The organism is Demequina sediminis, assembly GCF_039545075.1.
Lineage (GTDB): Bacteria > Actinomycetota > Actinomycetes > Actinomycetales > Demequinaceae > Demequina > Demequina sediminis.
Genome location: NZ_BAABRR010000012.1, coordinates 85,788 through 97,812 on the forward strand (window position 1 = coordinate 85,788; position 12,025 = coordinate 97,812).

At 71.6% G+C, this 12,025-nt stretch carries 13 protein-coding genes and 1 tRNA gene; 11 read left to right on the forward strand and 3 right to left on the reverse strand.

The annotated features are described in order from the left end of the window. Positions 1-9 precede the first annotated feature (9 nt). From ABEA62_RS10875 to ald, 4 genes are all read left to right on the forward strand, one after another. Positions 10-1,314 carry a hemolysin family protein gene (locus ABEA62_RS10875; protein WP_286215245.1) on the forward strand — a complete coding sequence of 435 codons (1,305 nt, stop codon included), beginning with the start codon at positions 10-12 and terminating at the stop codon, positions 1,312-1,314. Next, entirely contained in the window at positions 1,311-2,351 is a 1,041-nt protein-coding gene (locus tag ABEA62_RS10880) for a hemolysin family protein (protein ID WP_286215246.1), read from the forward strand. Before ABEA62_RS10875 ends, ABEA62_RS10880 begins: the two co-directional genes overlap by 4 nt. 148 nt (positions 2,352-2,499) lie before the next feature. Continuing rightward, positions 2,500-3,321: a M15 family metallopeptidase gene (locus ABEA62_RS10885; protein ID WP_345380098.1), complete on the forward strand. Its 822-nt coding sequence runs from the start codon at positions 2,500-2,502 to the stop codon at positions 3,319-3,321. Positions 3,322-3,530: 209 nt separating this feature from the next. Beyond that, positions 3,531-4,604 carry an alanine dehydrogenase gene (ald, locus tag ABEA62_RS10890; protein ID WP_286215248.1) on the forward strand — a complete coding sequence of 358 codons (1,074 nt, stop codon included), beginning with the start codon at positions 3,531-3,533 and terminating at the stop codon, positions 4,602-4,604. A 1-nt stretch (position 4,605) separates the two neighbouring features. Here the strand turns inward: ald and ABEA62_RS10895 are convergent, their stop codons facing one another. Then, positions 4,606-5,445: a patatin-like phospholipase family protein gene (locus ABEA62_RS10895; protein WP_345380101.1), complete on the reverse strand. Its 840-nt coding sequence runs from the start codon at positions 5,443-5,445 to the stop codon at positions 4,606-4,608. 41 nt (positions 5,446-5,486) lie between these two features. Between ABEA62_RS10895 and ABEA62_RS10900 the strand changes: the two genes are divergently transcribed. Continuing rightward, entirely contained in the window at positions 5,487-5,990 is a 504-nt protein-coding gene (locus ABEA62_RS10900) for a hypothetical protein (RefSeq protein ID WP_286215250.1), read from the forward strand. A 5-nt stretch (positions 5,991-5,995) separates the two neighbouring features. Here the strand turns inward: ABEA62_RS10900 and ABEA62_RS10905 are convergent, their stop codons facing one another. Next, positions 5,996-6,664: an SDR family NAD(P)-dependent oxidoreductase gene (locus ABEA62_RS10905; RefSeq protein WP_286215252.1), complete on the reverse strand. Its 669-nt coding sequence runs from the start codon at positions 6,662-6,664 to the stop codon at positions 5,996-5,998. Between the two features lie 92 nt (positions 6,665-6,756). Continuing rightward, a tRNA-Arg gene (locus tag ABEA62_RS10910) sits at positions 6,757-6,829 on the reverse strand. Positions 6,830-6,914: 85 nt separating this feature from the next. On the opposite strand from ABEA62_RS10910, the gene ABEA62_RS10915 reads away from it, so the two are divergent. Genes ABEA62_RS10915 through ABEA62_RS10940 form a run of 6 tightly spaced genes read left to right on the forward strand, consistent with a single transcriptional unit; the run spans position 6,915 to position 11,890 of the window. Beyond that, positions 6,915-7,286 carry a hypothetical protein gene (locus ABEA62_RS10915; protein WP_286215253.1) on the forward strand — a complete coding sequence of 124 codons (372 nt, stop codon included), beginning with the start codon at positions 6,915-6,917 and terminating at the stop codon, positions 7,284-7,286. A 32-nt stretch (positions 7,287-7,318) separates the two neighbouring features. Next, positions 7,319-8,119: an MBL fold metallo-hydrolase gene (locus tag ABEA62_RS10920; protein WP_286215255.1), complete on the forward strand. Its 801-nt coding sequence runs from the start codon at positions 7,319-7,321 to the stop codon at positions 8,117-8,119. A 9-nt stretch (positions 8,120-8,128) separates the two neighbouring features. Further along, positions 8,129-8,545 (forward strand): MmcQ/YjbR family DNA-binding protein, encoded by a 417-nt coding sequence (locus ABEA62_RS10925; protein ID WP_286215256.1) that lies wholly within the window; start codon positions 8,129-8,131, stop codon positions 8,543-8,545. Between the two features lie 32 nt (positions 8,546-8,577). Continuing rightward, positions 8,578-10,251, forward strand: coding sequence for an arginine--tRNA ligase (argS, locus tag ABEA62_RS10930; protein ID WP_286215257.1), 1,674 nt, complete (start codon positions 8,578-8,580; stop codon positions 10,249-10,251). Positions 10,252-10,253: 2 nt separating this feature from the next. Next, on the forward strand, positions 10,254-11,597 hold the full coding sequence (lysA, locus tag ABEA62_RS10935; RefSeq protein WP_345380106.1) for a diaminopimelate decarboxylase: 1,344 nt from the start codon (positions 10,254-10,256) through the stop codon (positions 11,595-11,597). A gap of 59 nt (positions 11,598-11,656) precedes the next feature. Then, on the forward strand, positions 11,657-11,890 hold the full coding sequence (locus ABEA62_RS10940; RefSeq protein ID WP_286215258.1) for a hypothetical protein: 234 nt from the start codon (positions 11,657-11,659) through the stop codon (positions 11,888-11,890). Positions 11,891-12,025: the final 135 nt, after the last annotated feature.

Consider the following 12,025-nt stretch of genomic DNA (forward strand, 5'->3'; position numbering starts at 1 on the left):
CCGTCCTCGATGACCGCCTGGGTCCTCCTCGGGCTTGGCGTCCTGCTGACGCTGGGCACCGCGATCTTTGTCGCCGCCGAGTTCTCGCTGGTCGCTCTCGACCCGGCCCACGTCGAGGACTCACTGCGCGGCAAGCGCGTGCGCCGTGCGCTGCGCCACCTGTCGACGCAACTGTCCGGCGCGCAGGTCGGCATCACGCTCACGACCATCCTGCTGGGCTACACGGCGCAGCCGGCGCTCGTGTCGCTCCTCGAGGTGCCGCTGTCCACGACGGTCGCGTCGCGTGCCGCGGTCGCGGCGCTCGCCGGAGCGCTCTCGCTCGTGATCGTCAACGCCTTCTCGATGATCGTGGGCGAGCTGGTGCCCAAGAACATGGCCCTGGCCGAGCCCATGCGCACGGCAAAGATCGCCGCGCCACTCAACATGGCCTTCACGGCCGCATTGCGTCCCGTCATCGCCTCACTCAACGGCGCGGCGAACGCGATCCTGCGGCTGCTGGGCATCGAGCCCCGGGAGGAACTCGCGGGCGGGCGTTCGCGGCAGGAACTCGCCGCCTTGGTGCGTCGCAGTGCCGAGGCGGGCACGCTCGCGCCGTCGACCGCGCTGCTGCTCAAGAACTCGATCGAGCTCGACAACCTGGCCGCGATCGACGTCATGACGGACCGCACGCGCATGGCGACCCTCGGCAGGGACGCGACCGCGGCCGATGTCATCGCGGCGTCGCGCGCCAGCGGCCACTCGCGCTTCCCCGTGGTGGGTGACGGATCGGACGATGTCGTGGGGCTGGTCCACCTGCGTTCCGCGATCGCGGTGCCGGCCCATGAGCGTGCGCGGCGGTCGGTGAGGGCGTTCATGGTCGACGCCCCTCGCATCCCCGAGACCCTGCAGATGGGCCCGCTCCTGGTCGAACTGCGCGGCCTCGGGTACCAGTGCGCGATCGTGGTTGACGAGTACGGCGGTACCGCGGGATTCGTGACGCTTGAGGACGTGGTCGAGGAGCTCGTGGGGGAGGTCGCCGATGAGCACGACCGCAGGCGCGCCGCCGTCCACCGCGCTCCCGGCGGGGCGTGGATCGTGCCAGGCGAGCTGCGGCCGGACGAGGTGCACGAGCGCACGGGACTGGTGATCCCCGAGTCGCCAGCGTACGAGACCGTCGGTGGCTATGTGATGGCCGCACTGGGGCGCGTCGCGGAGCCGGGCGACACGGTCGACGGCGCGGACGTGCGTCTGCGCGTCGAGCGCATGGAGGGTCGCAGGATCGATCGCCTGCGCCTCGAGCCCGTGTCTCCCGAGCGAGACGAGGACGAGTCGTGAGCCCCGGGATGACGCTCGCGGTCGTGGGACTGCTGCTCGCGAACGCCTTCTTTGTCGGCGCCGAGTTCGCGATCATCTCCGCGCGCCGCAGCTCGATCGAGCCGCGCGCCGCCGCCGGATCGCGCGCGGCACGCACGGTGCTGTGGGCGATGGAGAACGTGTCGCTCATGCTCGCGACGGCCCAGCTGGGCATCACGGTGTGCTCGGTGACGCTGGGCGTGGTGGCCGAGCCCGCTCTCGCCCACGCGCTCGAGCCTGTCCTCGAGTCGCTGGGCGTGCCGCTCGCGGCGACGCACGGCATCGCCGTCGCGATCGCGCTGCTTGTGATCGTGGGCCTCCACGTGATCGTGGGCGAGATGGTGCCCAAGAACGCCGCGGTCTCCAGCCCCGACCGGGCCGCGCTGGTCTTCGGGCCGCCGCTCGTCGCGATCGCGCGCGCCGCGCGGCCGATCATCGGGGCGCTGAACTGGGTGGCCAACGGGATCGTGAGGCTGCTGGGCTTCGAGCCCAAGGACGAGGTGACCTCGGCCTTCACGGCGGACGAGGTCCACAGCATCGTCGAACGGTCCTCCGCGGAGGGCACGATCTCGGACCCCACGGGGCTGCTGACGACCGCGATCGAGTTCTCGGAGAGGTCGGTCGAGGAGGTCATGGTGCCCGCGGACCAGGTGCATGCCGTGCCGCGCGGGGTGACGGTCGACGGACTCGAGGACGCGGCGACGCGCACCGGCTTCTCGCGTTTCCCGGTGAGCGAAGACGGCGCGCTCGTGGGCTACCTCCACATCAAGGACGCCCTCTACGCGCGGCCGGGAGAGCGCGAGGAACCCATCCAGGCGTGGCGCGTGCGCGATCTGCCGACGATCGCCCACGACGCGCAGGTAGAGAGCGCGCTCGCGCTCATGCGCCGCTCGGGCGCCCACGTGGCCGCCGTGACGCGGGATTCGACGACGCTCGGCATCGTCTTCCTCGAGGACATCATCGAGGAGCTCGTCGGAGAGGTGAGGGACTCCCTCGCTCGCCGCGAGAGCGGCGCCTGACGGGCTCAGGTTCCCCCGGCATCGTGCCGATGTGACTGACGTGACACACAGGGGGGTTGGCCTCATCGTTACCATTTGGTAATAATTGACCCGGTCCCCGTTGCTTGGCGGGGCACGAATCTTCTGTTTCCGAGACGTCCGGGAGGACATGGTGAGCATGCGCGGCGCACTGCACACGCCGCGTTCCGCCCACCCCTCTCGCCACCCCGCGCGGCACCCGTCGCGCAAGGAGCGGCGCATCGAGCAGACGCAGGAAATCCAGATCCGGACCACCCACCTGCGACGCAAGATCGCGACGCGCACGGGCGTGCTTGTGGGCTTCGTGGCCGCGATGGTGGTCTACCCCGTGATGGGCACGATCGCCCCCTACGCGAACGCAGCCGAGCAGCTGCCCGGTGTGGTCGTGGGCGAGTCCCCCACCACCGCCACGGCGATCCTGGGTGCCGGCCCGCAGTTCGAGGCCTCCGACCTTCCGCTTCCCACGGTCGACGACCAGTCGGGTGCGGTCCTCACGTCGGCCGACGTCCCCGTCGCGTCGAACCTGCTTCCAGACTGCGACCCGGAGTTCTCCGGCCCGATGAGCAACGGCCAGCTCAGCAGCGACCAGCTGTGCAACCTGTGGGTCTCGGGAGAGCAGATGCGACCCGACGCCGCACTCGCGCTCGCGGCGCTTAACGAGCGCTTCAAGACCGAGTTCGGCACGGACATCTGCATCGCCGACACGTACCGCTCGATCTCGGACCAGTACTCGACCAAGGCGACGCGCGGCTACCTGGCCGCGACGCCGGGCACCTCGATGCATGGCTTGGGCCTCGCGGTCGACTTCTGCCGCTCTCACGCCTCGGGCGTGTACCTGTCGTGGTTCAAGCGCAACGCCGCGACCTACGGCTTCTGGAACCCGGACTGGGCGAAGACGTCGAAGTACGAGCCCTGGCACTGGGAGTACCAGACCTTCACCGCGTACGAGTAGGGCGTTGCCGGGCAGGCTGCCTGGCTCCGAGCGGACTGTCGCGACGTGGGCGCACGCCGTGCGCGGTGTCCGAACCAGCGCGTGGCGCGTCTCCCCGAGGTGTAGGAAGGGAGACGAGGGCGGCCATCATCCCTGGTCGCCCGCCCCCGCGCGACGATGCGCCGGCCACGAGCCGCGCGCGGTGTCGCCCGAGCGCTGAGGAGGCCGCGGTGCTGGTCGGAGTCCCCACGGAGACCAAGAACAGCGAGACCAGGGTCGCGCTGACCCCTGCGGGCGTGCGCGCGCTCGTCGAACGCGGGCATCGCGTGGTGATCGAGGAGGGGGCGGGTCGCGGCTCGGCGATCGCGGACGAGGACTACGCCGCGGCGGGAGCGACGCTCGCCGGCGCCGCGGAGGCGTGGGCGGCCGACGTGGTCCTCAAGGTCAAGGAGCCGCAGCCGCACGAGTACGCGCTGCTGCGTGACAACGTGCTCTTCACGTTCCTGCACCTCGCGGCCAACCCAGCGCTCGCCGACCTGCTGTGCGCGGCAGGCACGACCGCGCTGTCCTATGACACGGTGCAACTCGAGGACGGATCGCTGCCCCTGCTCACCCCGATGAGCGAGGTCGCTGGCCGCTTGTCGGTGCTCGCGGGCGCGCACCACCTGCTCAACCCGCAGGGCGGGCGCGGCGTGCTCCTGCCCGGTGTGCCCGGCGTGCCTGGCGCCCGCGTCACGGTGCTGGGGGCAGGCGTCGCCGGCTCGAATGCCGTGGCGCAGGCCGTCGCGATGGGCGCCGAGGTCACCGCCGTCGACCTCGCCGTGGGGCGGCTGAGGGCGCTCGACGACAGGTACGCGGGTCGCGTCCGCACCGTGGTGTCGACGCCCCACGAGGTCGAGGAGGAGGTGCTCGGCTCGGACCTCGTGATCGGCGCGGTCCTCGTGCCCGGTCGCCCGGCCCCGAAGGTCGTGACTCACGCGATGGTGAGGGACATGCGGCGCGGCAGCGTGCTGGTCGACATCGCGATCGATCAGGGTGGGTGCTTCGAGGACTCGCGCCCCACCACGCACGACAACCCCGTCCTCGAGGTCGAGGGGTCGCTGCTCTACTGCGTCGCGAACATGCCCGCCGCGGTGGGGGCGACCGCGACGCGCGCGCTCACCAACGTCACGTTGCCCTACGTGGTGAGGCTCGCGGGCGGGGTGGACGATGCCGTCGCGTCGGATCCCGCCCTGGCGCGCGGGATCAACGTGCGCGCCGGCAGTGTGGTGCATCCCGCGGTCGCCCAGGCGCTCGGCAGATAGGTCACTCCGAGCGCGGCTCGAGCAGGTCGCGCAGCGGCTCCGGGAGCCGCGCGGGCGTGGGCACCTCGACCTCGGGAAGCGTTTCGGGTCGCGGCGCCACGACCGGATACGCGTCGAGTGCCTGCTCCGCGGCCGCGCGCCCGAGCGCGATCAGGCCGGGCATGTCCTCGCGGACCCACTGCGAGCGGCCGCCCAGCTGGGGGGAGATGAGGGTGACGTCCGCGCGGATCTCGAGGGCGTGGACCTTGAGCGTGGTCTCGAAGCCCGGAGCCTCCCACTCGGGCGCGAGACGCACCCCGATGACGTGGCGTGCGCCCAGCTCGAACGTCGCCTCGAGCGGCAGGTTCTCGAGCAGGCCGCCGTCCGCGAGGAGGTGACCGTCGAGCCTCAGCGGCCGGAATAGCCCCGGCACCGAGATCGACGCCCTCATGGCATCCGCGAGGCTGCCGTGATCGAGCAGGACCACGCGGCGCGTGGTGAGGTCCGTGGCGACGGCCGCGTAGCGCACAGGCAGGTCCTCGATGCGCGGATCCCCGCCGGAGATCGCCTCGATCGTGGCACGCAGCCCCGCCGTGTCGAGGATGCCCAGGCCCGGGCGGAACGTGAGCGATCCGAAGTGTCCCCACTCCGCGCGCAGCACCATGGCCTCGATCGTGTACGGGTCCATGCCGGAGGCATACGCGCCTCCGATCAGCGATCCCGCCGACGTCCCCACGACGAGCGAGGGCGTGATCCCGCGCTCCGCGAGCACCTGGAGGACGCCCACGTGGGCCGCACCGAGCGCGCCGCCTCCCCCCAGGGCCAGTCCCAGGTGAGGCTCGTACCGAAGGTCGGTGGTCACCCGTTCAGAGTAGGCGGGGCGGCGCGAATAGGCTGGATGTCATGTCCGACACCCCTGCCGAACCGCGTCGCACCTGGTTTCCCCTTGCCGCGGCCGCCGCGGTCGCGGTCCTGGTGATCGTGGGGGCGGTGGTGGCGACGTGGCTGACGTCGCGCATGAGCCCGGCCCACGCCGATGCGGTGAGGGCATGTGAGGCCGCGTACGCCGAGGCGGGCGACGGCGCCCCCGAAATCGTCGCGGGCGACGTCTACGGCAGCGCCGACTGGCGCGACCTGCGGTCGTTCCTCGAGGCGCAGGGCGTCCTCGACTCCGCCGGCACGGACGTCGCTGCTGCGATCGCGCCGTCCGTCGACGCCTCGGCTGCGGCGCTCGCGGAGGCGGGGCGCGACCGCGTCACGGTGGTGTGGTGGCTCGAGTCCGAGGAGCACCTGGCGTGCACGGTCGACGTCGAGGACGGGCGTGCGCTTGACTCCTCGGCGACGCTGGGAAGCCTCGGCGACTTCGCGACCGGTGCCGTGACCGGCGCCGTGCCCGTCGCGGACTGACCGCCCTACTCCCGCCCCTCCTCGAGAGGGATGAGCATGGTCCGGAAGTCTCCGGGTCCGCGGTGGAGGTCCCAGATGCGGTCCGCGACCTCCTCAAGCGTGTAGCGGAGCTTGGGGATCGCGCCGGGAATCACGAGTTGGGCGACGTGGACCCCCTCGCCCGCGAGGGCATCGTGCAGCATCTCGCCGTAGGCGCTCTCGGCGGGGAAGGCGACGGACGTTCCCGAGAATCCCGCGCGGGCCTTCACGGACGTGCCGCCGTTGATGAGGACGATGCTTCCTTCTCCCGCCGCGCGCATCGCGGGCAGCACGGCACGGGCCGCGTGAATGAGGCCCAGCGCGGAGAACCGCAGGGCCTCGAGGGCCAGCTCGGGCGTGAGGTCGAGCACCGGCTCGAGGTAGGCCCGCGAGGGGAGTGGGCTGTACTGCAGCGCGGTGACGGGGCCCAGGCGTGCGGAGGCGTCGGCGAGCGCCGCCTCGAGCGAGGCGCCGTCGCGGACGTCGGCCGCGAAGCCCGCCGCGGTGACCCCGTCCTGCGCGAGCTCGCCCGCGAGCGCATCGAGCTTCGACTGGTCGCGGGAGACGAGGGCGATCGAGAATCCCTCGCGCCCGAACCGGCGCGCGACCGCCGCTCCGAGGCCGGGTCCTGCGCCGATGATCGCGAGCGTTGGCATGCGTGGCTCCTTCGTCGGTGGGGTCTGTCTCGACCCTAGCGCCGGGGAACCACAAAGGCCCCTCCGAGGAGGGGCCTTGCGTGTGCGGATCGTGCCCCCGACAGGAGTCGAACCTGCGACCTACGGTACCGGAAACCGGCGCTCTATCCGCTGAGCTACGGGGGCATGCCCGGACGGACCGGGCCGAATGAGGATATCAGCAGGCAGGGCTCTCCCGTGCTGCGCTCTCCCGCCCGTGCGATGCTGAGACATGCGCACGCAGACGTCGCAGTTCCTCGCGGCCCTCATCCTTGCCAGCGGCCTGGCCACCGGCGTCGCGGCGTGCGGGGACGCCGGAGGGGACCCGCGCGACGCGCGCGAGCCCGATGCGGTGGGCACGGTCGTGAGCGTGGAGACCCTGGGCGACGCGATCACGGTGGTGTTCGCGCCAGATCCCGGCTACGAGTACTTCGAGGGCACCACGTTCGCGTTCGCGGAGGGTGGTGCGCTCGAACGGCCGGACGGCGAGCCTGCCGCGGCGTCCGACGTCGCGGTGGGCGAGCGCCTCGAGGTGTGGGTCGACGCGTGCGCCGAGTCCTTCCCCGTCCAGTGCGCGGACCCGTACGGACGCCTCCTTCCCTAGCGCGCGCGTGCGCCGAGCGCGACACTGGACCCATGAGCGACGCGGACCTCAGCCCAGTCGAGATCTCTCTGGTGGGCGGGCCCACGGTGGTGCTGGGCTACGCAGGTCTCACGATCGTCACGGATCCGACGTTCGACCCACCGGGCACGTACGGCACCCTCACCAAGCTCGCCGGACCCGCCTTCGAGCCCGCCTTCATCGGCCACGTGCACCTGGTCCTGCTGTCTCACGACCAGCACGAGGACAACCTCGACACCGCGGGACGCGAGCTGCTCGCACATGCCGGCCACGTGGTGTCGACCCCTGGCGCGGCCTCGCGCGTCCCCGGTGTCGTGGGCCTCAAGCCGTGGCACAGCGTCACGCTGTACGGCGCGCACGCTCCGGTGTGCGTCACGGCGGTTCCCGCGCTGCACGGTCCTCCCGGGGTGGCCGACGCCCTGGGCGAGGTTGCGGGATTCGTCCTGCGGGCGGCGGGCTGGCCCACCGTGTACTTCTCGGGAGACAACTCGGAACTCGACGCCGCCGCGGCGGTCGCACACCGCTTCCCCGACGTCGGGGTCGCGCTCGTGTGCGCGGGCGCCGCGCGAGTGGATCGGCTGGGCGACGCGCTGCTGACCGCCGACGCCGCGCGGGTCTGTGCGGTCGCCGACCTCTGGCCCGACGCGACGGTGGTGCCCGTCCACATCGACGACTGGGCGCACTTCTCCCAGCCCCGTCCGGCCCTGCGCGCGGCGCTCGCGGACGACCCCGCCCGCCCCCGCATCGTCCTCCTGGACAAGGGAGCCGCGGTGCGACTCGGGGGCCGCGCGGCGGCTGTCGGAGGGCGCGTCTAGGGTCGTGGCATGGAGACGATGCAGGACGGCCTCGCGCCGGTGGAGGAGTGGATCGCGGCGGTGATCGCCGGTCTTCCCGGCGCGCACGTGGTGCCCTACCCCGACTGGGGCTCGCAGACCTTCCAGGTGGGAGGCAAGCACTTCGGCAGGGTGGGCGGGTCGCCTGAGGGGAGGCGCATCGTCACCGTGAAGGGCGATCCGGAGGTCAACGCGACGCTCGTCGCGCGGTACGAGGACGTCTCGCCCGGCTACTACGCGGACAAGCGGCTGTGGATCTCGCTCGCCGTAGATGACGACGCCTCCGTGCCGCGCGACGTCGTGGTCGAGGCCATCGAGGCCGGCTACGAGGTGGTGCGTGCGAAGCTGCCGCGCCGCGTGCGCGACACCCTGGAAGCCGACGCGACCCCTGGAGGCCCACCCGCGTGAGCGACACACGCGCGCACGGATAGACTCGATGGGTGACCCCTGAAGAGCTCTCCGCGACCATCCGCGCCGCCATCCTCGCCGGAATCGACGACAGCGACTTCCAGCTGTCGCCCTTCGATGTTCCGGAGGTGCGCGTCGAACGCCCCCGCCAGCGCGAGCACGGCGACTGGTCGACCAACGTCGCGATGCAGCTCGCCAAGCAGGCGGGCACCAATCCTCGCGAGTTCGCGCAGACCCTGGTCGAGCGCCTCGTGCAGGAGGACGGAATCGACGCGGCCGAGGTCGCGGGTCCCGGCTTCATCAACATTCGCCTCGCGGCGGACGCGGCGGGCCTGCTCGCCAAGGGAATCGTCGACTACGGCGACGACTACGGACGCGGCGAGTCGCTCACGGGTAAGACGGTCAACATCGAGTTCGTGTCGGCCAACCCGACCGGACCCGTGCACATCGGCGGCACGCGCTGGGCCGCGGTGGGTGACTCGCTCGCGCGCCTGCTCGAGTTCCACGGCGCGAAGGTCATCCGCGAGTACTACTTCAACGACCACGGCGCGCAGATCGACCGCTTCGCCGCGTCGCTGCTCGCGGTCGTCACGGGCGAGGACGCCCCCGAGGACGGCTACGGCGGCGAGTACATCCAGGACATTGCCAACGAGGTCATGATGCAGGCCGCAGCCGGCGGCTACCGCGACCCGCTCGAGCTCCCGCGCGAGGAGCAGCTCGAGTTCTTCCGCGAGCACGGCGTGGCCCTCATGTTCGACTCGATCAAGCGTCAGCTGCACGACTTCGGAGTCGACTTCGACGTCTACTTCCACGAGGACTCGCTGCACCACTCCGGCGCGGTCGACGAGGCCGTCGAGCAGCTGAAGAAGACGGGCGCGCTGTACGAGAAGGACGGCGCCTGGTGGCTGCGGTCGACCGACTACGGCGACGACAAGGACCGCGTGGTCATCAAGTCGGACGGCAAGCCGGCGTACATCGCGGGCGACCTCGCCTACTTCAAGGACAAGCGCCACCGCGGCGCGGACCTGTGCATCTACCTTCTGGGCGCGGACCACCACGGCTACATCGCCCGTCTCAAGGCCGCCGCCGCGGCCTTCGGCGACGATGCCGACACGGTCGAGGTGAAGATCGGCCAGCTGGTCAACCTGGTCAAGGACGGCCAGCCGGTGCGGATGTCGAAGCGCGCGGGCAACGTCGTCACGATCGAGGACCTGGTCGAGGCCGTGGGCGTCGATGCCGCGCGCTACGCGCTCGCGCGCTCGAGTGCGGACTCAACGATCGACATCGACCTCGACCTGCTCGCGTCGCAGTCCAACGCGAACCCGGTGTTCTACGTGCAGTACGCCCACGCGCGTTCGGCGGGCGTGGCGCGCAACGCGGCCGAGTACGGCATCCGCCGCGAGGACGGCTTCGACCCGTCGTTGCTGACTCACGAGTCGGAGTCCAAGCTGCTCGGCATCCTGGGCGAGTTCCCGCGCGTGGTCGCTCAGGCCGTCGAGTTCCGCGAGCAGCACCGCGTGGCCCGCTACCTCGAGGACGTCGCCGCGGCCTTCAACCAGTGGTACGACCGCACCCGCGTCACCCCGCAGGGCGACGAGGAGGTCTCGGACGTGCACCGCACGCGCCTGTGGGTGAACGATGCCGCGGGACAGGTCCTGCGCAACGGCCTGCGCCTCCTGGGTGTCTCGGCCCCCGAAAGGATGTAGCGATGGCGGTGAGCGCAGTCTTCTCCCGCACCGTGGTGCGTCAGGACGACGGCGCGCTTGCCGTGGGCGGCGCGGACGTGCGCGCGCTCGCGGGCCAGTACGGCACGCCGCTGTACGTGATCGACGAGCACGACATGCGGGGCCGAGCGCGTGCCTTCCGCGACGAGTTCGCGGCGGCCTTCGGCGCCCACGGCGCGGAGGTCGACGTGTTCTACGCGTCGAAGGCCTTCCTGTCCTCGAAAGTCGCCAAGTGGATGCATGAGGACGGCCTGTTCATGGACGTCGCTTCGGGCGGCGAGCTCGAGATCGCGCTGCGCGGGGGGATGCCCGCCGCACGGATCGGCCTCCACGGCAACAACAAGTCCGACGACGAGCTGCGCCGCGCCCTCGAGGCCGGCGTGGGGAGGATCGTCGTCGACTCGTTCACGGAGATCGAGACGCTCGACCAGATCGCGCGCGGGCTCGGGACGCGCGCGCCGGTGCTCGTGCGCGTGACCACGGGTGTGCACGCCGGCGGCCACGAGTACATCGCGACGTCTCACGAGGATCAGAAGTTTGGGCTGTCGCTCGCCTCGGGCGCGGCCTTCGATGCGCTGGTCGCGTGCCAGGACGCCGAGGGCATCGACCTGCGCGGCATCCACACGCACATCGGCAGCCAGATCCTCTCTCTCGAGGCGTTCCAAGAGAGCGCCGAGCGCATGCTGGGCCTGCGCGCCGCGTTCCGCGCGGAGATCGGCGTCGACCTCCCCGAGGTCGACCTTGGGGGCGGCTACGCGATCCAGTACACCCCCGCGGGAGAGGCCCTGAGCCCGCACGATGCCGCGGCAGGGATGGCGGAGGCCGTCGCCGCCGCGATGTCGCGCGTGGGCGGCACGTGGCCGCGCCTCAGCATCGAGCCCGGTCGTGCGATTGCCGGTCCCGCTGGCCTCACGCTGTACCGCGTGGGCGTGGTCAAGCACGTGGGTCTCGAGGACGGCGGCCAGCGCCAGTACGTCGCGGTCGACGGCGGCATGAGCGACAACATGCGCACCATCACGTACGGCGCGGAGTACACAGCGACCATTGCGTCGCGGCTGTCCGAGTCCGAGCCCGCGCTCAGCCGCGTGGTGGGCAAGCACTGCGAGAGCGGGGACATCGTCGTGCGCGACGTCGACCTGCCGAGCGACATCGCGCGGGGCGACCTGCTCGCGGTGCCCGCGACGGGTGCATACGGCAGGGTCATGGCGAACAACTACAACGCGGTGCTGCGGCCCGCGGTGGTCTCGGTCGCGGACGGCGCCTCGACGGTGCATGTGCGCCGCGACACGCTCGAGGACCTGTTCTCGTGGGACGTCGCACCGGACTGAGACGTTCACGTAGTGGGGCGGTCGCCCGGCCGTCCTCGAATGGAAACGAGGAGGCGGACATGTCCGACACCGACGACCAGAGCATGGACGAAGGCACGGCTGCGTTGCAGCATCTCGCCGACGAGGTCGAGCAGGAGCGCGAGCAGGGTCGCAGCGAGTTCGACCTGCCCGACCCACACGAGGACGAGGTCGATCCCGAGGCGCCGGCGGACGGCCCGGTCGAGCCTCTCGAGGCCGAGGGCACCGACGACGCTCCCGTCACGGGGATCGCGGCACCCAAGCCCTTCCTCTAGCGAGACGTCGTGAGCGACGCGGGGGGCGGGGGGGGCCCCCCCCCCCCCCCGCCCGGGCCCCCGCCGGGGGGGGCGCCCCCCCCCCCCCGCCCCCAAATGGCAAAATCACCCCCCCCCCCCCCCCCGCGCCCATAA